General features: G+C 48.9%; 19 protein-coding genes and 1 tRNA gene. 9 read left to right on the top strand and 11 right to left on the bottom strand.

The genetic code is table 11. The features are described from left to right. Positions 1-44 precede the first annotated feature (44 nt). Positions 45-5,186: a DUF1549 domain-containing protein gene (locus AAC022_RS03120; protein WP_339727875.1), complete on the bottom strand. Its 5,142-nt coding sequence runs from the start codon at positions 5,184-5,186 to the stop codon at positions 45-47. Between the two features lie 518 nt (positions 5,187-5,704). Continuing rightward, complete coding sequence (locus AAC022_RS03115; RefSeq protein ID WP_339727872.1) at positions 5,705-6,955, bottom strand: vWA domain-containing protein; 1,251 nt, start codon at positions 6,953-6,955, stop codon at positions 5,705-5,707. Here AAC022_RS03115 and AAC022_RS03110 point away from each other — a divergent pair. Both AAC022_RS03110 and AAC022_RS03105 read left to right on the top strand, forming a co-directional pair. Continuing rightward, positions 6,932-7,022, top strand: a tRNA-OTHER gene (locus tag AAC022_RS03110). The genes AAC022_RS03115 and AAC022_RS03110 overlap by 24 nt on opposite strands. A 224-nt stretch (positions 7,023-7,246) precedes the next feature. Continuing rightward, complete coding sequence (locus AAC022_RS03105) at positions 7,247-7,531, top strand: hypothetical protein (RefSeq protein ID WP_339727869.1); 285 nt, start codon at positions 7,247-7,249, stop codon at positions 7,529-7,531. A 30-nt stretch (positions 7,532-7,561) separates the two neighbouring features. Here the strand turns inward: AAC022_RS03105 and AAC022_RS03100 are convergent, their stop codons facing one another. Together AAC022_RS03100 and AAC022_RS03095 are read right to left on the bottom strand one after the other, a co-directional pair. Continuing rightward, a complete protein-coding gene (locus AAC022_RS03100) occupies positions 7,562-8,134 on the bottom strand; it encodes a TadE family protein (RefSeq protein WP_339727868.1) in 573 nt (190 codons plus the stop codon). A 42-nt stretch (positions 8,135-8,176) separates the two neighbouring features. Further along, the gene (locus AAC022_RS03095) at positions 8,177-8,704 is read right to left on the bottom strand and encodes a TadE family protein (RefSeq protein ID WP_339727867.1); all 528 of its coding nucleotides are present in this window, start codon (positions 8,702-8,704) and stop codon (positions 8,177-8,179) included. Between the two features lie 409 nt (positions 8,705-9,113). Here AAC022_RS03095 and AAC022_RS03090 point away from each other — a divergent pair, with 409 nt between their 5' ends. Then, entirely contained in the window at positions 9,114-9,395 is a 282-nt protein-coding gene (locus tag AAC022_RS03090; protein ID WP_339727864.1) for a hypothetical protein, read from the top strand. Positions 9,396-9,412: 17 nt separating this feature from the next. Here AAC022_RS03090 and folK read toward each other — a convergent pair whose 3' ends face one another. Both folK and folB read right to left on the bottom strand, forming a co-directional pair. Continuing rightward, positions 9,413-9,916 (bottom strand): 2-amino-4-hydroxy-6-hydroxymethyldihydropteridine diphosphokinase, encoded by a 504-nt coding sequence (folK, locus tag AAC022_RS03085; protein WP_339727862.1) that lies wholly within the window; start codon positions 9,914-9,916, stop codon positions 9,413-9,415. 1 nt (position 9,917) lies between these two features. Continuing rightward, positions 9,918-10,289 (bottom strand): dihydroneopterin aldolase, encoded by a 372-nt coding sequence (folB, locus tag AAC022_RS03080; RefSeq protein ID WP_339727861.1) that lies wholly within the window; start codon positions 10,287-10,289, stop codon positions 9,918-9,920. 171 nt (positions 10,290-10,460) lie between these two features. Between folB and AAC022_RS03075 the strand changes: the two genes are divergently transcribed. Beyond that, the gene (locus AAC022_RS03075) at positions 10,461-11,795 is read left to right on the top strand and encodes a polysaccharide pyruvyl transferase family protein (protein WP_339727859.1); all 1,335 of its coding nucleotides are present in this window, start codon (positions 10,461-10,463) and stop codon (positions 11,793-11,795) included. A 28-nt stretch (positions 11,796-11,823) separates the two neighbouring features. On the opposite strand, the gene AAC022_RS03070 is transcribed toward AAC022_RS03075, so the two are convergent. Together AAC022_RS03070 and AAC022_RS03065 are read right to left on the bottom strand one after the other, a co-directional pair. After that, the gene (locus tag AAC022_RS03070) at positions 11,824-12,675 is read right to left on the bottom strand and encodes an SDR family oxidoreductase (RefSeq protein WP_339727857.1); all 852 of its coding nucleotides are present in this window, start codon (positions 12,673-12,675) and stop codon (positions 11,824-11,826) included. Continuing rightward, entirely contained in the window at positions 12,659-13,588 is a 930-nt protein-coding gene (locus tag AAC022_RS03065; protein ID WP_339727856.1) for a response regulator, read from the bottom strand. Before AAC022_RS03065 ends, AAC022_RS03070 begins: the two co-directional genes overlap by 17 nt. Positions 13,589-13,945: 357 nt before the next feature. Here AAC022_RS03065 and AAC022_RS03060 point away from each other — a divergent pair, with 357 nt between their 5' ends. The 5 genes from AAC022_RS03060 (at position 13,946) to AAC022_RS03040 (ending at position 19,028) form a co-directional block, all read left to right on the top strand. Continuing rightward, positions 13,946-14,833, top strand: coding sequence for a prolyl oligopeptidase family serine peptidase (locus tag AAC022_RS03060; protein ID WP_339727854.1), 888 nt, complete (start codon positions 13,946-13,948; stop codon positions 14,831-14,833). A gap of 221 nt (positions 14,834-15,054) precedes the next feature. Further along, a complete protein-coding gene (locus AAC022_RS03055) occupies positions 15,055-15,585 on the top strand; it encodes a hypothetical protein (RefSeq protein WP_339727853.1) in 531 nt (176 codons plus the stop codon). A 253-nt stretch (positions 15,586-15,838) separates the two neighbouring features. After that, the gene (locus AAC022_RS03050) at positions 15,839-16,810 is read left to right on the top strand and encodes a DUF1559 domain-containing protein (protein WP_339727852.1); all 972 of its coding nucleotides are present in this window, start codon (positions 15,839-15,841) and stop codon (positions 16,808-16,810) included. A gap of 488 nt (positions 16,811-17,298) precedes the next feature. Continuing rightward, complete coding sequence (locus tag AAC022_RS03045; protein WP_339727850.1) at positions 17,299-17,718, top strand: S-adenosylmethionine decarboxylase; 420 nt, start codon at positions 17,299-17,301, stop codon at positions 17,716-17,718. 221 nt (positions 17,719-17,939) lie between these two features. Then, the gene (locus tag AAC022_RS03040; protein WP_339727848.1) at positions 17,940-19,028 is read left to right on the top strand and encodes a deoxyhypusine synthase family protein; all 1,089 of its coding nucleotides are present in this window, start codon (positions 17,940-17,942) and stop codon (positions 19,026-19,028) included. A gap of 109 nt (positions 19,029-19,137) precedes the next feature. On the opposite strand, the gene AAC022_RS03035 is transcribed toward AAC022_RS03040, so the two are convergent. The 3 genes from AAC022_RS03035 to AAC022_RS03025 all read right to left on the bottom strand — a co-directional run bounded on the left by AAC022_RS03035 (position 19,138) and on the right by AAC022_RS03025 (position 24,877). Further along, complete coding sequence (locus AAC022_RS03035) at positions 19,138-20,397, bottom strand: M14-type cytosolic carboxypeptidase (RefSeq protein ID WP_339727846.1); 1,260 nt, start codon at positions 20,395-20,397, stop codon at positions 19,138-19,140. A gap of 75 nt (positions 20,398-20,472) precedes the next feature. Continuing rightward, on the bottom strand, positions 20,473-22,815 hold the full coding sequence (locus AAC022_RS03030) for an MMPL family transporter (protein WP_339727845.1): 2,343 nt from the start codon (positions 22,813-22,815) through the stop codon (positions 20,473-20,475). Positions 22,816-22,903: 88 nt separating this feature from the next. After that, positions 22,904-24,877, bottom strand: coding sequence for a redoxin domain-containing protein (locus tag AAC022_RS03025; RefSeq protein ID WP_339727843.1), 1,974 nt, complete (start codon positions 24,875-24,877; stop codon positions 22,904-22,906). Positions 24,878-25,033 lie beyond the last annotated feature (156 nt).

Here is a 25,033-nt window from a genome sequence, read left to right as displayed (position 1 = left end):
GAGTATTGTATCCATCAGCGTGTTAACGTGTTTCGAAACAGCATTTAATGATTAAACAGAAACGCAGGGCTGTTGATTAACGCCCAGGTCAAATCCTGAGCCGCAATGAGACGATTATGCTTTGACTGCTCAGCACTGAGCTGGACATCATTTCGCAAGCGAGTCAGTTTCCGATCGACGGGGCGGACTTGCTGCATCGCTGTCAGATGGTTTCGCAATTCGACCAGTTTTGGATCGGTCGGACGTGGCATTTTACTATCAGCGACCGCCTTCAGCTTTGCCTGTAATTGACTATCGGCTTTACTGTAGTATTCAAGCAGTTTCTTTTTCTCAGCCGCGTTTCGCTTTTCCAATGCCTTCGCCAGGATGTTCTGAATCTCCTGTGGATGCTTATCCAGCGTTGTAGGCCCGGTACCGTTGGACACGGAGAGCCGGAACCGGCCAATCGAATGCGTATTACTGTTGAACTGCTGCTTAAGCACGAATGTCAGAATCGTCCCCTGTGCATCAGCGGCAACCGGCGATTGAATATCGAAGCTCGCTTTATGCGGTTTCCCGATTTGCGGAGAGACGGCCCAGCCTTCACCTGACGGTTTGATCTTACCATCAATGGCCGTTTTCACATCATAGGTATTCTGGCTAAAATCAGCCTGTGCATTGAACAGCGTCAATTTGGTCTTCTGGTCCGGTTTCGATTTGGGAGCGGCATAGACTTCGAATTCATTTAACACAAAGTTACCATCGCCAGATCGACCAGGTCCTTTTTTGGGCAGGGAATCATCGGTCAGAACATCCAGACGGACTGCCGTAATCCCCTTGAGATTTGTCTGCGCGACAATCTGATAATCCCCTTTGCCATTAGGGCCCTTTGCCAGGATTGACAGATCCTTCTGCAGCTCCAGGGTCGATTTATTGGTCGCAGTCAGTGTTTCGGGCTTGAGCGGAGTCCACTTTGTGCCAGTGGTTTCTGCTTTTTCCCAAGCCGTAATTCTTGCTTGCACCGTTTTCTGATATTCCGTCAATGCTTTTTGCAATTTGGCGGTACGTTCTTTCTGCTCCTGATTCAACCAGGTTTCTCTAGGGGCGATCGCCGTCTGGAACGAAGTCGCCGCTTGCTGTGCGTCCTGAATATTTTTGACGCGTTGATTTTCTGTTTGGATGATGTTCGCTGACAAACCCTTTTCGTAGTCCGCCAGTTGTTTGGTCAACGCCTGATGCTCACTCTGAATCTGCTGCTGAATCAACTTGACCCCGGCTTGCTTTTCTTCTGCTGTCGCCGGACGGTTCAGAACCCGCAGAAAAATAGAATCGATCAGTGTGACATCATCTTTTTCTGACTGAACCAGTTTGCTCAGAGCGTTATTCGGGTCGCTAATGGCATTTCCAACTGTCGGTCCACTGATCAAAGCCATCACTGGTCCCAATTCAACACCAGACGACCTTTCACACTCACAAGGGCTCTCGCGTTGCGCACGACCAAACTTAGCCAGGAAGTCACCTTTCAGCTTGAATCCCACGTCTGGTAGTTCTGCAGCACGGGTACCAGCGGGTACACCGGGAATATTCGACACCGACCCTGTCACACGGCAGAGTGAGTCATACAACACTTCTGCAGGCAAGCGACGTGCCTTCGCGTGAGAAAAATTAATTTTATCGTCTACGTTCCATTTGTTGGATTCCACCGAAAGCTGATACGTCCGCGACTGACAGACCACCCGCATTAAGTGGCGAATATCGAAATCATGTGATAAAAAGTCGGCCGTTAAACGTTCCAGTAACTCCGGATTGGAAGGCGGATTGCCAGCACGAATATCATCGATCGGATCAATCAGCCCGGTTCCGGTTAGATAACCCCAGACCCGGTTCGCATAGGCTTTCGCAAAGTACTGATTGTCACGTGATGTGATCCAGCGTGCCAGTGTTTCACGGCGTGAGAGGTCTTTTTCGTCTGCCTTAAAACTGGCAGGGTAGGGGAAGGTCGGTGGTGCTGTCATCCCCGTTCGTTCATGAATCATTTCGCCTTCTTTTTTATCAAAGACGACTTCAAATAATGGTTTCCGACCTTCAACGGCAGTCCCACCAATCGTGCGTCCCTTACTCTCAGGTGCATTTTTCAAATCGAACTGGGCAAAGAAAGCCGAGGTTTCATAATATTGATCCTGGGTCCATCGCTCAAACGGATGGTCATGGCACTTGTTGCAGTTAAAACGGATTGACAGAAACAAGTGAGTCGTGTTTTCCATCGTATCTTCAGGAGTGCGATGAATCTTAAAGTACGAAGCCGATGGGACCTCTTTATTGGAACCACTGGCGGAAAGAATCTGGTAGGCAAACTGGTCGTAGGGCACATTCGCTGCCACCGATTTACGAATCCAATCCCGAAAGAGTTTGGCGCCTTCAGGCCCCAGGTATTTACGATTGACCTGTAACAGGTCAGCCCATTTGTTTGTCCAATGGTCGACAAATTCCTTGCTGCCTAGCAGGCGGTCAATCAATTCATTGCGTTTGATTTTTGACTCCCGCTTGTCTGCCAAAAATGCTTTGACATCATCAATGCTGGGAGGCAGGCCGGATAAATCGATAAAGACCCGGCGCATGAATTCAGCATCGGTACACAAATCGGAGGGGAGAGTTTTGGTTTTCTGCAGTTTTTGATCAACCAGTTTGTCAATGTAATTGTAAACGGGAAGCTGCTTCCAGACAAACTCGGAACGATCTCCCATCACGGTGACAGTTGTTGCGGCATACTTTCCCTCATATCGCGCTAACAGCGGTGCTTCACCCCGCCTGAGCACTTCGGCGATACCACCATGATACATTTTGGCAATTTCGATATTACTGCAATCAATAAACGAATCGGAAGTCACATCGCGGACTTCACCATTATCATAAGTGGCTAAGACCCGGAATTGCTGCAACAAACCTGCTTTGGGAACAACCGGATTTTCGGGAGTAATTTTGATACGCGCCACGCGCGGTGTTTCCTTTTTCAAAGGAGTCCCATCCTTGATCCAGGAAGACACAATTTGATAATGCGCATCGCCGGCAATCGCCACCTGACCTCCCTTATGAGGTACTTCCGCAATCGCTTTCAGCAAGATCAGACTCTGCTCAGGAGACGCCAGATTGACGCGACGTGATTTGAGGTCATCCGTATATGCCCGTAAGTCAAACAAATCATCGGTCCCTCTCAGGGAAAGCTTAAACCCGTCTTTCCCCTTGTTGGCACCATGGCATAACCCGGAATTACAGCCCATTTTGGTAAACGCCGGCGCGACATCTCGCCAGTAATCAGGACTGTAGTCTGACGGAAACTTCGCAACGGTAATCTTGGCTGTCGCCTGTACTCCATGTAAACTGAAACTGACGTCAGTCGTGCCTGGCTGCAAGGCCCGCACTAATCCGGTAGGAGAAACATGGACGCTGTCTTGTGTGTTAAGTGCTACTTTGACCAGACGTGTTAGATCGGTTCTGGCACCGGATTTTGTATAGCCCGTCACTAGAAACTGGACCGTGTCATACTTTTGCGCGATCGTCGCTGCAGCAGGCTGTACTTCCAGTTTGACCAGTGGATCGGAATTCGAAAACTCCTCTTTCGGTAACTTCTGTTGCTTGACATCGACCACTACCAGCTTCGTTCCTTGCACAACTGCTTTTTTCTGTGCTACTTCTGGCTGGCTTGCCTGTAGAGGTACGGGCACAAACGCTTTCTTAAGTTTCCCGGTTTGAGATTCATATAGTCTCACCTGACCATCCTGGCCCGCGGTCGCAATGATCTCCCCTTGAGGATGATAACAAACCGTATACAGACCGGTTTCAGGAATTTTGACTTCACTGACCAGTTTGACAGATTTCGTTCGAGTTTCTTCGATTAGTTTTTTCTCGTCTGCACTTCGTGCAGCCACACGTTTGTTTAGAATTTTGACCAGATCATCGGGAATCTTCTTTTCGATATCAAACGAAAAGACTTTTAACTCACCCGTATGATTTAAACTGCTGACAGCAACCAACTGCTTGCCGTTGGGGTGAATATCTACACCAAAGATACGACCTTTCAAAGCAGGGAAGCTGCGCACCAGATTTGCATCATCGCCAATCACCCGCACGGATTGACGAAAGACCTGATAAAGTTTTGGAACACCGTCTGCTCCCCCGACCAGAATAGTGTCCTGCGTTGGATGCCGGTCAATCGCAGCCAGTCCCCCCGTTAATGCTTTCGGGGTGATCGAAGTAATATTGTCGATGAATCGCTGCGTTTTCAGCTCGGCCAGTTTCGTGGTTCGATCTCGGCTGACGGAAATAATGTGGCTCCCATCGGTAGAAAAGACCGTATCCAGTACCCAGTCGTAGTGTGCGTTCTGGTAGAAGACTTCTTTGCCGGTTTCCACCTCAATCGCACGGAGCGTATTGTCTGCACACCCAAAGGCCAGCAGTTTACCATCAGGTGACCAGCTGACGCCGTAAAGTGTGTCATAAGTCAGCGGAATTGATTTCTTTAATGCCTGTTTCGCCACATCCCAGATCTGGATCTCGCCACGTTCAGCCGGTGTTCCACCGGTCACAGCAAGATATTTTCCATCAGGTGAAAATTCAACCGATTCAATCCGTTGCGATTTTCCAATCAACCGTCCCACCAACTTATTGCCCTCGGCTGCATGTAGCAGCACTTCATGAAAGCCGGCAACGGCCAGTATTTTTCCATCAGGAGAATACGCCAGTGATGTGATCACCGGAGGGGCAGAGTAGGTCGGAGGATTCGCTTTGTTAAACCGGTATTCGATTTTCTTCGGAGAATCATTAATCGCCCCCTGTTGAATCCAGGTGCGAATCAGCGTGATTTGATCCTGTGAGAGCGGTGCTTTTGCTTTGGGCATTGCCGCTTCGTTATCGTCCGGCGTGATCATTTCGACCAGATAGCTCTTTTCTGGCTGACCGGGAATAATCGCCGTCGTTTCACTTTCGCCCCCTTTGAGTAAGTGCGAAAAGTCGGTGACGACATAACTTCCTTCAGGATTACGCGGATGATGGCAACCGGCACATTGGGCCTGAAGAATCGGTCGGACCTGCTGATAAAAACTAACCTTACTCTGAGTTGCAGGCGGATTCGCAGCAAACAGACTGGAGCAGGACAAAGCGCTGAAAGCAAGCGCGTAGAAAGCAAATGAACGGAACTTGTCGAAGGACATGAACCTCAACCCCCTTTTGGCAAACCTAAGTTAAAAATAACTCTGGTGATGAAAAGAGGTAATCTCTTCTCATTGCCCCTGATTGATTCTGAGAGGGCTCTGGGTGGAGAGCAAGAAATCAATCCGGGTGAGAGTAGTGGAAGGATAAGTTTATATTTGGCTGACTTCAGCCAAGAACTTAAATTCTCTATTGCAATGATATATGTCTTATTATGAATATATCGTATTTCATCGTCGATGAAAATCTCAACTTTTTCGTAAATTTTTTGAATATTTCTTGCTTATTGTTTCGGAAACCACTGAGACAAAACAGTCTGCTTTTGCCTCGTCACTGATTTGCTTCTGCAAAATTTACGCTTTCAAACAGGGTGATTGAAAGCTGACGCCCACATTAGTTAACAACATTGTCAAAAGCCGTGACCGAGCATTAAAAAAAGAGGTGGCTGTTTCCAGCCACCTCTCTCACTCAGGTAGAACATCAACCCAAGCAGGCACGAATCAAAACAAATTCGTTTGCACTAGAAATCACTTTCGGGATCCGCCAGCAATTTCGCAGGCGGTACATTGGCTGCGATTTTACCAAAAGCAACCAGCAACTGTGCCTGCATATCTTCGATCGTGGCACCGCCAGGGGCGTCGATCCAGATTCCGTTGCAAGCCTTGGCAATCGCCTGCATCAGGTTTCGGTCTGCTCCGGCACCAACAGTCATCGTGTGCACGGTATAGCCCAGGTTCGCAGCTTCGACTGCTTGCCAGAACGCATACTGTTTATCGCGACTGCTGGTAGAATAGTCGGCTTGACCATTACCATCAAAATCGGTGATCTCATCCCAGTCCCAGCCACCCGGAAGTGACCAGCCTGATGGAGAACGGTTTGCATTACCGTCTGTCATCACCAGAATCGTGGGACGAGCACCAGCACGACCATGAGACTCCAACAACTCTTTGGCATCACGAATCCCGTACCCCATTCCGGTGTAGGGAGCATAGTGTGAGGCCTGTTTGTGTCTCTGAATCGTATCGATATCGCCATAGCGATTCGTAATCAGTTCATCCCCCAGATCAACGGTATCAAGGATGCCGTCATCATTCAGAACCGATTCCACGCGTGAAGAATCATCATACGTTACGAGTCCGACATAATCTCCGAACTGCAATCCATCAAGGAATTCCGTGAATAACGTCACGCCTTCTTTCATCGCATGGAACGGATAAATCGGAGCCCGCCACAAATCTTCCGACTGATTGTTCTTCTTACGTTGACCAACCAAATAGCCCATCAAAGTACGATAGCCATACATCTTTTTATAGCCATAGTTCTTGACGGTACTATTCGATCGAACCCATTTGATATAGTTTTTCCACAAACTTTTGTTTGTGTTACCAGTCGGCTGACCATTCAAATTCCCATTGTAATTCTTTCCTTCCTGTGGAAATGGATATTTCAGGTTGCCACTGGAATCGACTTCATCCAGATCCAATGCGTTGAAGATGTAATTATCATCATTTGAACTGATGTACTTCCCGGCTGCGGAATCAATCTTTCCATACCCACCTGTAGGGAACTTCAGTTTGCCCGTATCCGAGTAGGTCGCACCGGAGGCGACTAAGGTATTCCAGATATCATCCAGGTTACCTTCAACAGCTTCCTTACCCATGTTATAAGAGGACATGGCACCAAACTCACTGTCGTAGCTCATCGAACCCGAGTAGTCGAGCACCAGCACAATGTCACGTGCTTCAATGAAGGCGATTGCTGAGGTGGTCACAGCGGCCGTCTTCTCGCCCATAAACCCGGCAAAGAAGAGTTGCAGTTTCGAGTCCTGCTGACCTTCTGCCGCGTTATCACGGCGTGCGATAACCTTCACGACATTATAAGGTTTCGCTGTTTCGCCCCAGACCATGTGAAACGTTCCAGAAGCATCCTGATAACGTTTCCCGAATTTGACATCCGTTTCAGGGTCAACATAAACTCCGTTTAAGCGCGCCACCTTTTCGGCCATTTCTTTTGCGGCTTCAACGGCAATCGAATTGGCGTCCTGCACTGCGCTACTCACATCTTGACCCTCTTCAATGTCATCAGCGGTCGTCTGCACAGCATCGGTAATCTGTTGTGCCGCAGCCAGAGCGGCGGCCTCAACCGCATTTCGCATTCTGGTTTTGGTCATGGTGATGACAGCGATATCAATTCCGAACGCCATGAACCCCATCGTCGCGATCAGAAATGGCACCGCCATAACCATGAACGCACCGCGGCGATTTTGATCGCCCGGCAGATCCATTTTCTCTGTTTTACTCATTGGTATCTGTTTCATGTTTCCCCCTCGTGCTCCCCAGAAGACTGAGCATCATACTCATAAAAGTTATGTGTGTTCCTAGTTGACGATCTTTGTCGTGCCATTATTCAAAATTAAATCCCAGACAGGATCGCCACTCATCGGCTTGGCCATCGAGCCTTCCAGATTCATAATGTCGGTTAGTTTTGTACTGGTTGCCCCATCGGGTATTTCAATTCCAATCCGAAATAATCGATTGCGGTTTGCTGGATCACTCAAATCAAACTCCGTTCCATCACTGGGAGGGTTCGGCATCGGATCCAGTGGAACTCCTTCTGCATCATCTGCTTTAGTGATGGTAACCGTCAGGTTCGTTTCATCATTTTCTATTCCAGACGCCCGCAGAAAATTGCGCACATCAAGAATAATTTTATCATTCAATGTCATCCCCGAAGGCAAATTCAGATCGGCGTCCATGGAAGCCAGTCGCCCCGATTGAGCCAGTGCCGCATCCATGATTGTGGAAGTATGTACGGCACGACGCACCGCAACCATCCCTAGAATTAACGCCAGGAAGACTGGTGCCACCAGGGCAAATTCAACTGCAGCCACACCTCTGCGGCTGGCAATTGCCTTCCCTGAATTTGGTCGTTTGTTTTGAATTACACGCATGAGTTTACTCCTGCAAACAGTGACTTGATTTATTTCTGTTGTTTATTCGTGACGCCTGACAGTGTGCCCGGATAACATCATGCTGTCCTCCTTAGCCTTAGCCTCAGCAGCTTGAACCGGATCAACAAAAAACGAATTCAATATTCGAATATCTTTGTAAGGAACTTCGACACGAACGATAAACAACTGGGCTTTCTCAGCGTTGGACAATTCAAGATCAGGCAGAGAAGAGTAATTAATCTGTGAGACATCGGCTCCGGGAGTATCAAACGAACTGGCATTTTTCACCGAAACCGTCGCTAGATCTGAATCGAAAACGGTATCCAGAAGTCGTTTCACTTTGTCCTGCACCTGGGCAGTCGTGACGTCCTCGCAACGCCCGAGTTTTGCCCCTTCCTGAGTCGCTTCCTGAATGATGTTGGACACCATGTAGGCATAGCCAAATTCAAAAACGGCAAACACAAATGCCAGGAAGACCGGAGTGATAAATGCCAGTTCCACTAAAGTGGTACCGGAGCGATTTGACTGTGATTTCTGATTCAATGCCTGTCGGCCTTGCCGCGTAAACATCGTAAGCCTCTTGAAAATAAATGTTATTGGTCCCTCCTTGGTTTTTATTGTGTTCTGCGGACCTGCAGAGTGCTGGGAGAACTTATTCAAGAGGGGAGGGTTTTATCCATTAAAACAATAGCTCAGGAATGGCGATGTGCTGTTTTTTTTCTGTAAAAATATTGAAATCATCGCCTGTTGCAGCACCGCTACAGGATGTAAAACAGTTTCAGAGAGCTTCTCCCTGGATGATGCAAAAAAACAACATTTGGCAGACGATCCCAAAAAATTGTTAATTTCTTGTACGGGAAAGGGGGTTCTCTACCTGCTTCAATTGAAATTCATGCTGCTTTAGCGATACACTGTCGCCTGACGTGCCGATTGGTTGCTTCTCAAAATTAAAAATAAATATGTTTTGGTAGAATAAATTATGGGTAAAAAGGCATCTTCGACTATCAAAGCAGGCTCAAACGTTCGGGTAAAAGAAGGAATCTGCGTTCCAGAATTTTCCGAAATTTGCTGCGAAGGCTGGACCGGAATGGTGGTCGAAGTCCGCGGTAAAAAGGTCGCCGAACGTTCCTACATTCTTGAATGGGATGAAGAGACAGAACAGAAAATGCCCGAGATATATAAATCTCAGTGCGAAGAGCAGGGGCTGTTCTTTAAAATGGCATGCCTACCCGGCGACGCTCTGCTCCTGTCTGATTCTTAAAACAACCCGCCTGATTCTTAAAGCAATACGTCATCGCGGCGGATCAGTTGATTGCCATTCACCGACCGTAATGTATCAGCGATCTGAGCTAGATCTCTTCCCAGGCCGGGAACACAATATTGGGGAGACAGTTCCGCCAGCGGCACCGCCAGAAAGACACGTTCCGGGATTTCTGGATCCGGGATAATTCGATGCTCGATCTGCAGTTGCTCGCAATTAAATAACACCAGATCAATATCAATGGTCCGTGGGCCATTTTTGTTCTGAGGGTCGCGAACTCGATCCAGTTTGCGTTCGATCTGAGGAATCAATTCCAGGCAGAGTTCAGCTGCATCCAGTTCAGTCTCCAGAAGCACCGCAGCATTCAAAAAATCGGCTTGATTCGTATCCCCGACAGGCTCGCTCTGCCAGACCGCAGATCGACCGACGACACGCCCCGATTCTCCCAGTAAACTGACTGCCTGAGGTAAATAATACTCCGGACGGATATTACTACCTAATGCCAGATACGCCTGATTCATGTCACACTCCGGAAAAATCGTCGCGCGTTCTGTCAATAGTCACTCCGACCGAACGTGCGAAGCGTAATGCTCCCGGCTTTTCAATTCTGATCGTCGTCTGCTGAACACGATCGTCTTGCAGGCAGATTTTTGCCACTTCATCCGCCATCTTTTCTACCAGCTGAAACTGCGAATTCTCTATCAGATCGATAATCTCTTTCGTGATGGTGCGATAATTCACGGCATCACGAATTTCATCGGAACGGCCTGCAGCCCTCAAATCAACCTGCATCGTCAGATTAATTAATACGTCCTGCCTCTTGTTTCGTTCTTCCTCATTAATGCCAATAATGGTGCGTAACAGTAAATCGGAAATGTGGATTTGATCGGGCATATTTATAAGAGAGGTTTAAAATAGAGCAGACGTGGACTGAATACAGGTTACAATAACTAAAAGCCACTATAGTATGAGTCTGCCCGATTGCACAGATTAGAAGACTCATCTTATCGATGGAAATAATTGATTTCTTTTTAACATATGATCGGGCTTAGAACAGGGAGAACGATGAATCAACAACAAGACACAACACGACGCACCTGGTTAAAACAAGCGGCTTGCCAATCACTGGGAATTGCCGGACTCTTAAATAGCGGCTTGCTTCAACAGCAGGCTTTCTCGCAATCGACAACAAAATCAGACAGCCGTCCCACGCTTCTGCTCCGTTCCGGCTGGCAGACCGTCAATATTGGCGATATCGGCCACTCGCCTGGAATTTTGAAATTGCTGGAAATGTATGCCCCCGAATTTCAGATTATCCTCTGGCCGAACAGTGTGGATCGGGGCGTCGAACCCATGCTGAAAAAACGGTTTCCTCACCTGAAAATCGTCAAAGGCCGGCTTCGGAGAGACGGTAAGTGGGACTCGGAACAACTTGAACAGGCGTTCCAGCAGGCTGATTTCTTTCTGCACGGTTCCGGCCCCAGCGTTGTTTCACGCAGAGAACTGGCGTTTTGGAAAAAAACGACCGGCAAGCCTTATGGTATTTATGGTGTGACCGTCTCCAAAATCAATCCGGAATTACACGAACTGCTCTCCGGGGCCGATTTTATCTTCACACGGGAAACCCATTCCCTGAAAAATCTGAAAGACGCCAAAATCACAGCCGCGCATCAGGATTTCGCCCCTGACGCAACTTTTGCTATCGATTTAACCGATGATCCCAAAGCATTGAAATTTCAACAGCAACACCAGCTGGAAACGGGAAATTATCTCTGTGCGGTCCCTCGACTGAGATTTACCCCGTATCATAAAATCCACAAAGGCACCCGCTGGTCAAAAGAGAAAATCCAGGAAGTCGAGTCGGTCAACCAGCAATATCAAGAGATCGATCACGCAAAACTGAGAGCCGCGATTATCAAATGGGTTCGCTCCACCGGAAAAAAAGCTGTCGTCTGCCCGGAAATGACCTATCAAACCGAAATCATTCAGCCACTGGTGATCGATCCACTTCCCGCCGATGTCAAACCGCTGGTTGTAGCTCATGCCGATTATTGGCTGCCCGACGAAGCAGGTTCCCTCTATCGAGATGCCGCCGCTGTCGTAAGTATGGAATGCCATTCTCCCATTATCGCCTGTGCGTTTGGCACTCCCGGGCTCTATGTCCGACAACCAACCGACACCATCAAAGGGCAGATGTGGTATGACATCGGACTCAAAGACTGGACATTTGAAATCGATGAGGTCAATGAGCAACAAATTGCAGATCGCGTCATGAAGGTGGCTGGCAATAATGAGCAATCACTCGCCAAGCTGAAATCGGTGATGCACTCGATCCAGCAACGCCAAAAACGAACCATGCAAATCGTGAAACAGGCCGTTCTCAAGTCTCGGTCTTCCTGAGTCAGTGAATCTCATCCGGATTCTTGTTCTAAAGTCCGGATGAGAACTGCTCACCTCCGGAAACCGTCAGCACTTCGCCCGTCACAAAATCAGAACGAAGCAGATAGAGCAGGGCATCACAAATGTCCTGGGGATTCCCAGCGCGTTTCAAGGGAACGTGTTCGGCACGTTTTTCCAGATAGGATGCGTCCTGACCCGGCGGCGGCAGAATCGCACCAGGGGCAATCGCATTTACCTGGATGGCGGGAGCTAATTCCAGCGACAGACATTCGGTTAAGGTTACCAGGCCCGCTTTGGTAATCCGATAAGGCAGGTGTCCCACTCCTGCCCGCAATGCTCTCCAGTCAACAATATTGACAATCTGGCCTGTTTGCCCTGGCTGAAATGCTTCTGCAAACTGCTGACACAAAAAAAACGGTGCTTTTAAATTGATATCGAGATGGGAATCCCAGTCATGCTCTGTCGATGTCAGCAAATTTTTGTTTTCAAATACGGAAGCACTATTAATCAGGATATCGACTTTGCCAAACTCAGCGACGACCGCATCAATGATCTCGGAAGCCGCTTGCAGGGGCGCTGACAAATCTGCCGAGACAGCAACCGACTTTCGCCCCCGTTGCTCAATTTCCGCACAGGTTTGCTCTGCATCCTGCTTTGAAGTGTGATAATGAATACAGATATCACAGCCCGCTTCTGCGAGCGCAAGCGCCATGGAACGTCCAATACGGACAGCGGCTCCGGTGATAACAGCTACTTTTCCTTCCAGATTCAACTTGGAACTCCATTCGATTTGGTCTTCAGCAATGAAAAAACCCCGGTGATTACCGGGGCCATTCAAAGATCGCTGATAGACATGCTGACGTTTATTCCACAGAAGCAACCGCCTCTTTGACAACCGGCGTTCTTCCGAATGCACGTTCTATTTTGCCAACCAGAATCTGCTTTGTGAAGTCTGTTTTGAGAATATAGTCAGTCGCACCATGGTTAAATGCCTGAATGATCGCCGTCGTGGAACGATTTGACGTCATTACCAGAACTTCGACATCCCCAATAAAAGGCGACTCTTTAATGTATTTCACACCGTCCGCATGACTTCCATCACTACCATCGATATCCAGCAGAATCAGATCAGGAGTATGGATCGCGGCATCCATAAAAGCCTCTTCCACGGTAGCAGCGCTCTCAACGATGTATCGTTCGTGTAACAAGCCTTCGAATAAAGCACGATTCATCTCATCTGGGTCAATGATCATCACGCGTTTCTTGTCTGCTTCATCATGGTCATAATCAATAATGTCGCCCAGCTGACCGACAAAACCAAAATAGACAACAACCGGACCAATGCCAGTTTTGAAAATACCACACTGGGAACCGGCTTCCGGAGGATATAATGTATCGATTTGTTCTGTTTCGATGACAGAAGGATGACCTAACAAAAATCCCATATGGTCAACCGCTTTTTTGGCCTGACCTGCGATCATATTCGACAATTCACATGAGAAATCAGTCAGAACATGTTCATCATCAGCCAGAGATTCATCGATCAGCAGTGAAACAGCCTTTGAAACCAGATCTCGTGGCAGATTGACGACCACAATCCCTTTTCCAGGGCCATTGACTTCAATAGCAGAGCTCTTCTCGTAACGAGGAGCCTCATGCACTTCGACAACTTTGACCAGTTCGACAGTTGTTCCAACAAAATATTTAAATACATCCAGTACAGAATTAATGACTGGCTCTGCAAACCGCCTGGTTAATGTTTCTGTTGTATGTGTAGCTGGGATGAGAGACATTGTACAAACCCGTCTTTACCAAACAAATACTGCTTTTATTTAAAAACTGCGAACGGCATGAAATTTAACGCTTCCACACCAAAACCTGCCATCAGGTTCTCGCAACAACTTAAATTTGAATATTGACTGCCTAAACTATATGTCAGAAAATTCTATTGGTAGTTCCCCTTTGATTGGTGGAGCCCATTTGAGCCATTCCCGAAAACACAAATTCGGCAAAATCAGAACGATCCATCGACATTTTGATGAAGATCGTGTAAACCAGATGGATTAGTCTGTAACGCTAACTCATGAGTTATTAAACAGATACCGACATTCAAAGCCCTCAACACCCTGCTGGCAACGAAAGAGCTTGAAATGAAACCTCTGCTTTTACTTTTTCGCATTTTTTTCATCACTTTTATAACAACACTTTTGCTCTTTCCGGAAAGTAAAGTATATACCTCCACAAAAGATACAGGGATATCTGAATGGACTGGCAAACAAGACAAGTGGCATGGGTTTCAACGAGTTCATTTTCAGATTGATGGGCGTAAATGTTATGTCGTGATTCCCACCAAATCGGCCCCCGGAAAACCATGGGTCTGGCGCGCCCGTTTTCCAGACTTTCATTATGAAATGGATGTCGAACTGCTCAAACGAGGTTTTCATATCGCCTACATGGACGTGGCAAATCTGTTTGGTTCCCCTCAGGCAATCAAACACGGCGATAAGTTCTATGATTACTTAACAAAGAAACACGGCTTTCAATCAAAAGTGGCTCTGGAAGGAGTCAGCCGGGGAGGCCTGTTTATTTACAACTGGGCACTGGAAAACCCTGAGAAGGTCAGCTGCATCTACGCCGACACACCCGTTTGCGATTTTAAAAGCTGGCCGGGGGGAAAAGGAAAAAGCCAGGGATCATCAGCAAGTTGGAAAACCTGCCTCAATGCATACGGCATGACCGAAGCAGAAGCATTGGCATACAAAAACAATCCCCTCGACCGCATCCAGATCATCGCCGAAGCCCGGATCCCGGTCTTACATATCGTTTCAGAAAACGATCAGGTTGTCCCTCCTGCTGAAAACACCTATTTAATGTTCAGTCGAGTTCCCGAGCAATATCGCAAGGATAACTTCAAAGTGATCTCAGTCAAAACAGGGACCGAAAAATCAAAAGGACATCACTTTCAACATCCTCAGCCAGATCAGGTTGTCTCATTTATAGTGCAGCACTCACAGACGAAAAAGAGCAAGCCAAATTGACATATTCACACAGCGCTCGGTAATAGCAGTTCGAAAACTGCCATTACCGAGCAAAACAGTCTTTCATCGACATTGCATCATTGAAAGAATTTTACTCGTTCAAGCAAAAAAAGCTCGTTATTCTCTTTTCATCTCCTGACTGCTTCAGAACAATGAAAGTAGCAGGGATGTGATCTGAACCGAGGATAATTTGTAACCTGCCTTGAATAGAGTATTTTCGAGTGAGTTCCCACCTGGTATCTGCAAAGCCTGACTTAAAGAAGCGACTGCGAAGGAATCAACTTTCGCGGGCTGGCTTTGTCAATTTGCTATGTCTGTTCTATCTGCTTTCCAATACCGGAATTATGCCCTTACTGGATCAGGGAAAACACTGTCGCTGTGCAGACCAGCTGAAAACGAAATCAGAATGCTGTTGTTTCAACAGCACACTTCCTGAAAAATCAACGAAACCCAAGTCATGCTGCAGAGCAAAAAAGCAAGCAGCTCGCAGTTGCTGCTCTCAGAAGAAGAGCACATCCCCTCATTCTGAGTCAGACAAATCAGAATCGAAGCACTGCCAGATCTCATCCCTCTGTGGCTGTGGTAACTCTGCCAGTCAGGGATTGCACACCGCCGCTCCCAGAGACCTCAATGCGCGACCGAGTTTGATCTCAGCGGATCAGCGGGCTATTCCGCTGACGATCTGCGATGACATGCCAGTCACACTCGCCTTCTCCCCAGAAACGCCCCCTCCGCAGCAATTCATGTGGTAACCATCTTCGCGTTTGCGGTGTACTAGTGGAACGTCATTTTTAAATTTTGGGTTGATAGATATCACGTGAGTGCGACAACGGAGCACGTCAACAACACCCCCAACCCTCAATTCCTAGCTTGACAAAGCACTAGCGGTCGACAATTCACTTTGTTATCCGCCAAAACAGCGCAAGCCTTCTTTCCCACTACGTTGATCGTCTAACGTCAAGTCACGTTACCGATTGTTGATTGCATCGGATAAGGTAAACCTCCATGAAATCTTTCACACAGAAATGGAAACCACGAACACGTGGTTTCACACTCATTGAACTTCTCGTCGTCATCGCGATTATTGCGATTCTGATTGCATTGCTACTCCCCGCAGTCCAGCAGGCCAGAGAAGCAGCACGTCGCTCCACCTGTAAAAACAGCTTGAAACAAATCGGTCTGGCTCTGCACAACTACCATGAAACCCACCGCGTCTATCCCCCCGGTTATATCGCACGGGGTGTAAACGCCGCTGATGCCAGCTCCCCAGGAGAAACAGGGACTGGCTTTTCCTGGGGCACGATGCTCTTAGCCTTTATGGATCAGGCCCCCCTTTATAATAAGCTCAACCTGAATCTGGATGCCTCGGTCAGTCCTAATATTGAACTGGGCGATGAAGCCATTCCCATCTTTCGCTGCCCCAGCGATACGAATCAGGGCGTCTTTACCGTTACCGATGGCTCCAATACCTACATGCTCTCTTCGGCGAACTATGTGGGAATCTATGGCTATGGAAGTCTGACAATGTCTCCAGGCGCTCCGGCTATTAAAGGAATCCTGTTTCGTAACTCGAATATCAAAATCCGTGATATCACGGATGGATCGTCGAATACGATTGTCGTTGGCGAACGTTCTCACCAACATCAATTCGTAGGCGCCGCAACGGTCGTCCAGGCAGACTCGACCTGGTATGCAGCCATTCCCAATATCACACGTCCCTCCGGAATGATGTCGATGGCAGACGAAGGCTCTGCAACATTGATTTTAGGTCATGTCGGTCAGCCGGGGGGCATGATGCCCATGGAACATCCACCGAATACCACGAATCATATCGCTAACTTCTCCAGTAAACATGTCGGGGGCGCTCATTTCCTCTTGGGCGACGGGGCCGTCCGTTTTCTCAGCGAGAACATAAACTACGAGACCTTTCGCGATCTGGGAACGATTAGTGACGGAAATGTCATCGGGGAATTCTAAGGCATTCAACCTAAATCAGCGATGATTCTGACTGAAGCCGGGGTACCAGATGGTGCCCCGGCCTCGGTTCGTAAAAGGTTATCATAAAGTCAGTTTCTCTATCCCGCCTGAGTACGAAATCACCGGGAAGCTCCAGACGAAAGGGGCGCATTTCACCTGTAGATTTTGCGCATCTCTGTATGTCATTTGCCTGGAAACCCCAAAGCTTCTTCTGGCTGCATATCCCGCTCAGAACCCCAGATCCTGCCAGTAGTTGGGCCTCAAATTAGTCGAACCGGATTCCCGGGACAGATTCCTGTTCTATTTTTGTAAATTCCAAGCAAATTCGTGAATTTATTTCTTGTGTTTTCTTTCCAGATCACATAATAATCTCGGACTTTGAAAAAAGCGTACCGATATAAGCATTACGATTCGAAATCGTCTCGAACAATTTCATCAACAATCGGATGCCCATTTTTTTCTGGCACCTCTAGTGGAGGGTTTATGAGTTGCATAAAGGAAGACATCTTCTCATTGATTGTCGTAATGTCCCGCGGGACATTTGTCTGAACGACCAACTGGTACTTGAAGCCATGGCGCGTGGAGCTACCCGCGCTGGTGCAACTGTGATTTCACAGGTTAGATATCACTTTGGTCATAATTCTGCACCGGGCTTCACAGCGATGTGCCTTCTAGATGAAAGCCACTGCTCAGCTCACTGCTATGCCGACCTGGGCTTAATCGCTCTGGACGTCTTCACTTGTGGTGATACCGATCCGAATGACGTATTACGTTACATTCGGGAAGAAGTTGACCTCGGTGATGTCAGCATTCTAGAGATGCCACGATTCCCCATCCCGAATGGGAGACCTGCTTTACAGGAACCAGCCGGTTCCCACACTGAAGCAGACCAGGTCGTCGCTCTATAAATTCTCATCCATTTCAATTCCCCTCCCCGGAAAACCTCCAGATACTGCTTGCAGTTCTCGAATTGATCTTGGACTGGGTAAATTGACTGGTTCTGAATTCCGAGATACCATCCTATCACGTCAGGTGCGTTTCGATGTCTATAAACAGTCATCGAACGTACTTGACGGAGGGATGAATTCCCAGCATAAGACATCTGAAAATTCCCAGTAGAAAGCAGAACATGAGCGGAGATCGAGAATTCCACGATGGCCGAGGCGATGGTTTAAAACCTCTGAAAAGCCTGGATCTTTCCAAAGTCAATTCCTTCTCTGACCTTCTGCAGGCCATGTCCGAAACAGCCTTCTCAGGTAGAAAGCTTGGCGTCGCCTATGAAATATTACTGGAAATGTCACGTGATACAGAATGTAAAGCCATTCTGACACTCTCTGGTGCCATGACCGTCGCCAAGCAGGGCAGCATCATCTGCGACATGATCGACCGTGGGCTAGTCCGCGCGGTAGTCGCTACTGGTGCGCTCATCGCGCACGGCTTGACGGAATCCATCGGCCTGGTTCACTATCAGTATAACCCCGCTGATTCAGACGAGACCCTGTATAAAAAGGGCTACAACCGCATCTACGATACACTGGAAATGGAATCCAACCTGAATAACGTCGAGCGGCTCGTCCGCTCCGTGCTCAGAGAATCCCAACCCGAAGACGGCGTCTGGTCCTCAGCCCGACTCTGCCGCGCCTTAGGCAAGCGGTTAGCCGAAATGGATGAAGGGCGAGGCATCCTCAGAAGTGCCTACGAACAAAACGTACCGGTCTTCATCCCTGCATTCACCGACAGCGAAATCGGTCTCGACGTCTCCACCTGGGCCATGTCTGAATATATCGCGCAATCCGGCAAATCACTGGAAGACCTCGATCAGGCCGAGATCCTGACAGCGCTGCCCAGCTTTAATCCGTTTATCGATCTGCAGGAATACGCCCAGCTGATGCGAGATGCCTCCACTCTGGGCATCTTCACCATCGGGGGTGGTGTCCCCCGCAACTGGGCACAACAGGTCGCCCCCTATTATGAAATCGCCAACTATCGGCTCGGCACAGAATGGAAAGAACCCCGTTTCAAATACGGCATCCGCATCTGCCCCGAACCAGTCCACTGGGGTGGCCTCTCAGGTTGTACCTATTCAGAAGGTGTCAGCTGGGGCAAGTTTGTCTCTCCACAGGATGGCGGACGCTTCGCTGAGGTCTACGCCGATGCGACCGTCGTATTGCCGCTGCTGATGAAAGCCGTCTTTGAAAAGCTGGACGAATCCAGCTAACTGATAAACGGTTCTCCCTCGGCATCTCCTGACAGTCAACACTCCCTGTTCACAGCCACGCTGTTAGTCTCGCTTTACCGATGAATTATCACGGTGAAACGAAAACGAGTCAATCAAGGGCAGGGGACGATCGCGGGTCCGTCTTCAGGTAACGGGCGATTCCCAGGCCCAGCTGACGTCCCACGGTCATATAACCCGCCGGATGGCTGTGACGCGTATTCCAGCAGGTCTCCAGCGTAATTCCCACCACATGCTCGCGCGTCGCACTGCGTACCCAGTTACTGGAAATTTCTTTCCAGCGTTTATCATATCCCGGGCCCGTCGATGGGGTACTCTGATCCAACTCCAGCGGCGTCTTCATCTCATGCCGACAGGCGGCAATGAACGCATCCTGAAGTTGTTTCCCTTTTTTTGTCACCAGTGCGGGAGGAGTCACATAAAAAAACGGGCGTTTGGAATTCGAGCCCGGATTGTGCAAATCGACAAACAGCACTAGCCGGTTCTGCCGATCGAATTCTTTAATTGACCGCATCGCCGTTTTGACGGAGTTCCATCGAGGTGCCTCTGACCAGTCCCGATTATGATCATGCGGCACTTGATTTTTGCCCCCGTTACCCGTTGCTACATTATCGACATCCATAATCGGGACAAAATAAATGTCTGCTTTCTTTCTCAATGCAAGTGCCTGCGGATCATCACTCACCGCCCATTCAATGAATCCGCGACCGACCCAGCTCCCGCCCGACTCCCACGCATGCTGGCGGGCCTGAACCCAAATCACCATTCGCGAATCAGTCTCGCTCTCGCCTTGACTCACCACTAAAGCAGGAACCACACGGCCCGCGCGTGTTTTGCATAATTCAAACGACGTCACATCAGAATGTTCCCGGCTCAATCGGTCGACCAGTTGTTTCGCGTCAGCAGGCACAAACGGCGGCCCCCAGGCAAACCAGGCTTGTTCCGCGTCTACCTTCATTGTCCACTGGCAAGTGCCATCTCGCTTTAAGCCAGCTGGCGTCTGTAGCCAATTTTTTTGGTCAGTGCTGAAAGTAGCCCGATCGGGTAAAGCCCAGTTGCTCGAAAGTTTTTGTCCGTTTGCTTGTTGCATGTGACTCGCATCAACAATCACTATAAGCTCTTCACCGGGTTGAACCCCCGTCACTTGAAAATACCACCAGCAAGGCCAGCCAAACTGCGAATCACCGGCCGGTCGAATTTTAATGGATCGTTTCGCCTGATCGATCTCCAGAACTTCCGCCGCTCCTCCCTCAAAAGCAGAAGAGACAGCAAGTTCGCCAGCCCATGCAGTCTGAGCAGCCACAATAACGGACAGACTTAATCCTAAAAAACTGAAACGGTGCCCCAACATACTCACTCCTTAAATGAAGCCTTGATCCCTGCTGACAGTAAACACGGTCTGAGATAACTCCTCAGAAGTCGAATGTTATTCCTGCGCCAGCGTCTTTTCTACCGGCTGGTCAACAGACGCTTCCGATTCTTCCATCGCCGGCACCTGCGATCGCTTCGCATACTGAGCCAGTAGCGCGGGCAGGAAGACCAGATCGCCGAACAGTGCAGAGGCAATCGTCAAGCCGCTCATGATAGCAAAGATCCGCTGGTCTCGCATGTCACTGAAGACCACAGTCGAAAAGCCGGCCACCAGGATCACGGTTGTCATGATCAGTGCAGTTCCCACGCCCGTAAATGCGCGGCGGATCGCCTCTTCATCATTATCCACCAGCAGCTGTTCTTCACGGAACCGTGTCAGGAAATGGATCGTATCATCGACGGCAATTCCCAGACAGACGGTAAACGCACATACGCTGACGATCTCTAAAGCCTGTCCGGTAAATACCAGGAACGCTCCGGTCACAGCCAGCGGAAACATATTCGGTATAATCGAAATTAATCCCAGCCTTAATGAACGAAATGCAATCGCCAGCACAATCAAAATGATGATTGCCGCACTTCCCAAACTGGTCGCCAGATCGACCACAATCTGATACAGGTTTTTCCAGCGCCAAACCGCAGAACCAATCAGTTCAAATCGAAACTGGGGATGCTCAACAGCAATCGTTTTCAAACCCTCTTCAATCCGCGTGAAAGTCGGTCCATATTTCGCAATCCCCAGATCCTGCACATGAAAACTGACTTCTGCCTGATGGTATTCTGGCGTATAAAATGCACGCTTCAAAGGCGGCGGCAGCAGATCCATCATCGACATCCGCTCCTCCGGCGGTCCATCACCGGGCAATGCCCCCAGAATATTGCGAATCGATATTGGATGCCCGATCAAAGGCTCCTGAAGCAACAAATCATCCACTTCACTAATCGCAATTAAGACTTCCGGCGAATCGGATTCCACTTGGTCATTCCAGGTAACGCGCACACGCGAATGCTCCAGCCCCCCCATGGCCTGATCCATGTGATTCAAAGCGAGTGCTGCTTCCGAACCTTCCGGCAGCATATTCGCCCGCCGTTCATCGGGACGGAGTGTTAACGAAATCAGAATCAAGACGGCGGTAATCCCGATTCCCAGTGAACTGATCAGCTTCGTCCGTTTCAGAACCAGATCAATAATCACGCTGATCCGTCCCAGATGACGGTCGATGATTCCTTTACCGTATCCCATATGAATCGAACGCCCCAGCCAGGTACGACAGGCCAGGGGAATCACCGTAATCACGGCGATAAACGTCAACAGCACACCAATTACACAACTGTACCCGAACTCGCGCACCGTATCGTGATGTGCCAGAGAAAGCGAACCAAAGCCAATGGCCGTCGTCACGGAAGTCAAAAAACAAGCCAGCCCCACTTCCTGAATTCCACGCCGGGCTGCATCCCGACCACTCAATCCCGAAGCCCGATGCCGCCTGATTTGCACCATCAGATGCACGCCATCCGTCAGCCCTACCAAACTCAATAGAACTGGCAAAACCACATCGTTAAACGGGTTATCCTGAAAATCAAAAAACTGAATGATGCCCATTGTCAGGAAGACACCAAACATCGGCGCCAGCGCCACAATGATCACAGCGGAGATCCCTCGGAACAGGATAATCGCCATCAACAGAATCATCCCGTAGCCGATGACCTGATATTTCACTTTGTTGGCATTATGCGTCCGTACTGCGGTCAGATAGATCGGCACGCGTCCAGTCGACATGAACGAAAAATCAACTCCTGGGTATTGTGCGGCGACTTTTTGCGCCACCTGCTTCAAACCAGTGGTACAGGCATCATCGTCCACCACATATAACCAGTCAAACTTGACCATTAACAGCAGAGTCTTGCCATCCACCGAGAGCAACTGCCCACCCACCAGCGGATGGTTGATCGTTTTCTCTCTGGCCGCATCCAGGCGTTTTTGTGAAGCCCGTTCATTCGGAATGAGCGGTTCGCGCAAACCAAATATATTCAGATTGGGTATATCATCCAGCCAGAACACGCTCTGCACATAATCCAGCGACTCGAGTTCTTTGACGATCGCCCGCAGTGCTTTCACGCCGTCCGTTGTAAAGAACTCATCGGAATCGATCACCAGAATCGTATCGGCGTCCGTCAAACTGATGGGAGAAACATCCGGGGGCCGTTCCTGTTTCACAGGCGGACCTGCAGGACCTTGTTGAACCTGTTTTACCGGCGCAGGCGTAAACCAGGCACGAACCTGTTCCGGCATGGTATAGCCCAGCATCGCGATCCCACTGAGCAGCAGAATAAACAAGGTAACCAGCAGGGGATGGTCAACCATCCAGACCGAACATCGATTAAACGTACGAGACACTCGCGATTCACTTTCTGTCAGCAGTCAATTTAAGCAATGAAGAGGTTTGAGATCAACCGGCGCGAAATGAAAACCAACCCCGACATACCTACCTGACCAGTCCTTCAATTTCATCTCTCTGGATCAGCCCATCTCCATTGCGGTCCCGAATTCTTCCATATCTCTGCGCTGCAAGCGGAACTTCGTCCAACTCGACTTGCCCATCCTCGTTTTTATCAAACCGCTTTATGAACGCAGCTACCAACTTGTCAACACGCTGCTTTTCTTCTGCTTCAAGGATCGCCTTCGATTTCTTTGGTTTCTTCGCCTTCGGTTTGGCATCCGTTTTCTTCTTTCGAGGTTCCGCCACTTCAAAAAACGCAATCGCCATTTCTTCCCAGGTCTGATCTCCCCAGGTTACGTATTCATTCGGGTCAGGATTAAACGGGTTCTCTTTCGAATTATCAAACTTGACCGTAAATTCGAGTGAATCAATAGAGTCCAGTTTCATCGGCTGGCTCAACTCATAAATATGCTGCCAGTTAAAATCATAGTTCGGCACATCCAGCAGAATCTCAGATTTATCTTTCTGCTTCATAAACAGTCGAAACGATTTTCCCCGCAAGTGCATATGCGGGGCAATCGCCAACAGTTCGGCCTGCGGCGGGATCCGGTGAACTTTCGCGGACACCGGAAAATCGTTTGCGTTTGGCGGAATTTCAAATTCCTGATCAATGCCTATCAGCGTGAAGACTTCATGCGTAATCTCTTCTTCTTTACCAAAAAGCAGTCCGATTTTGGATACATCTTCCTGAACCGATCCGGTCGGTGTGTAATGCATTTGAAACACCAGTTTCGAACCCGCGGGAACTTTACGACCGCGTCCTGGCGGCAACATATTAATCCGCTGTCCCGGCACGTATGCTGTCAACCAGCCGATGCCTCGAAAATCCGAGCCATCCGGCGGACGAATAAATACAATTGCATGGTGTACCACCGACCGATTGCCGGGCAGCACCTGTGCTCCGGTGATCCACTTGTCTTCCTTGAATCCTGGGTCCACCACGAAATACTGGTATTCCACCACGCCTTCTTTCGGGACCACAAACGGTTGCTTCCGCATTTCATACACGGCTTCAGGAACTTTAGGTAAATGCCAGCCATCGCGAAACGTAGGAGGCTTCGGCATATCGTTCACATCACCAAACGGCATCCCGCCCACAACCCAGTCACGTAGAATTTTTTTCTCATCCTCAGACATAAACCGCGCATTGGCATAATGACCATACTTCGGACTCGCATGCCAGGGAGGCATCCGGCCGTCGTCTATTGTTTCCAGCATCGTGTCGGCCCAGCCACGCACTTCATCATAATCGGTCAATCCAAACGGCCCAATTTCTCCCTTACGATGACATTCCACACAATGCCGATTCAAGACAGCCGCCACTTCCTTACAAAATGTCAGACTGGTTGTCACCTCTGTCTGTTTCACACGACCAATAAAACAGCCATTGGGTTTCGTACTTGAGACTTCGACAGGTTTACCAGCCAGTACTTGATCGAGCGCCTGCTTTAAATCGTGCGACGTTGTTTCCGCCCGCGAAATGCCTGGCAGATATTGATTATCAATCCGCCCCCGGTACTTCACGTTTAACTTCTCATCCAGAACAAATACTTCGGGAGTCCGCACTGCTGCAAACTGGTCGGCGACTTTGTTGTTATAATCCTTGGCCATCGGGAACCGGATCTCGTAGCGTTTGACGTATTTCTGTACGTCTTCCAGCGAGTCCTGCTGGTTGCTGTTCACACCAATGAATCGCACACCCTGTGACTCATACGCTGCCGACATCGCATTCAGTTTCGGCCCATAAAGTCGGGCTAGCGGGCACTCGGCTCCCAGAAAACAAACTACCGTCAATTTCTGCTGCGGTTTTTCGGTGAGCTCGACAATCTTGCCATCCACAGTCGGCAGATGAAATGTCAGCGTCCCAGTTTTAACTGGCTCCACTTTTTCATTCGCCGTGAGAGAGTTACCAGATACGAGAATCAGTAAACACAGAACTTTTAAATAACCACGAATCATGAAGTGATCCTTCCTCCAGAACCGATAAAGATAGGGATTATTATTCTATCACCTCGCTGGAAAGCCCCGCAAGCCCTACTGTACGGATTACGGTTCTCCCACATTGATTGCACACTTTCATTTGGATATACTCGACTTAAACCCTGATAGTTGCAG

The sequence above is a fragment of the uncultured Gimesia sp. genome (genome assembly GCF_963976445.1).
Taxonomy (GTDB): domain Bacteria; phylum Planctomycetota; class Planctomycetia; order Planctomycetales; family Planctomycetaceae; genus Gimesia.
Note: the sequence above shows the minus strand (reverse complement) of the source record. Positions and strands in the feature narration are given on the sequence as shown.

Excerpts from the sequence above, each read along its gene's own strand:
- AAC022_RS03100 (WP_339727868.1), bottom strand. The coding sequence starts at position 8,134 with ATGCGTGTAATTCAAAACAAACGACCAAATTCAGGGAAGGCAATTGCC.
- AAC022_RS03120 (WP_339727875.1), bottom strand. The coding sequence starts at position 5,186 with ATGTCCTTCGACAAGTTCCGTTCATTTGCTTTCTACGCGCTTGCTTTC.
- folB (WP_339727861.1), bottom strand. The coding sequence starts at position 10,289 with ATGCCCGATCAAATCCACATTTCCGATTTACTGTTACGCACCATTATT.
- AAC022_RS03035 (WP_339727846.1), bottom strand. The coding sequence starts at position 20,397 with ATGTTGGGGCACCGTTTCAGTTTTTTAGGATTAAGTCTGTCCGTTATT.
- AAC022_RS03075 (WP_339727859.1), top strand. The coding sequence starts at position 10,461 with ATGAATCAACAACAAGACACAACACGACGCACCTGGTTAAAACAAGCG.
- AAC022_RS03095 (WP_339727867.1), bottom strand. The coding sequence starts at position 8,704 with ATGTTTACGCGGCAAGGCCGACAGGCATTGAATCAGAAATCACAGTCA.
- AAC022_RS03050 (WP_339727852.1), top strand. The coding sequence starts at position 15,839 with ATGAAATCTTTCACACAGAAATGGAAACCACGAACACGTGGTTTCACA.
- AAC022_RS03065 (WP_339727856.1), bottom strand. The coding sequence starts at position 13,588 with ATGTCTCTCATCCCAGCTACACATACAACAGAAACATTAACCAGGCGG.
- AAC022_RS03040 (WP_339727848.1), top strand. The coding sequence starts at position 17,940 with ATGAGCGGAGATCGAGAATTCCACGATGGCCGAGGCGATGGTTTAAAA.
- AAC022_RS03025 (WP_339727843.1), bottom strand. The coding sequence starts at position 24,877 with ATGATTCGTGGTTATTTAAAAGTTCTGTGTTTACTGATTCTCGTATCT.
- AAC022_RS03090 (WP_339727864.1), top strand. The coding sequence starts at position 9,114 with ATGGGTAAAAAGGCATCTTCGACTATCAAAGCAGGCTCAAACGTTCGG.
- AAC022_RS03060 (WP_339727854.1), top strand. The coding sequence starts at position 13,946 with ATGAAACCTCTGCTTTTACTTTTTCGCATTTTTTTCATCACTTTTATA.
- folK (WP_339727862.1), bottom strand. The coding sequence starts at position 9,916 with ATGAATCAGGCGTATCTGGCATTAGGTAGTAATATCCGTCCGGAGTAT.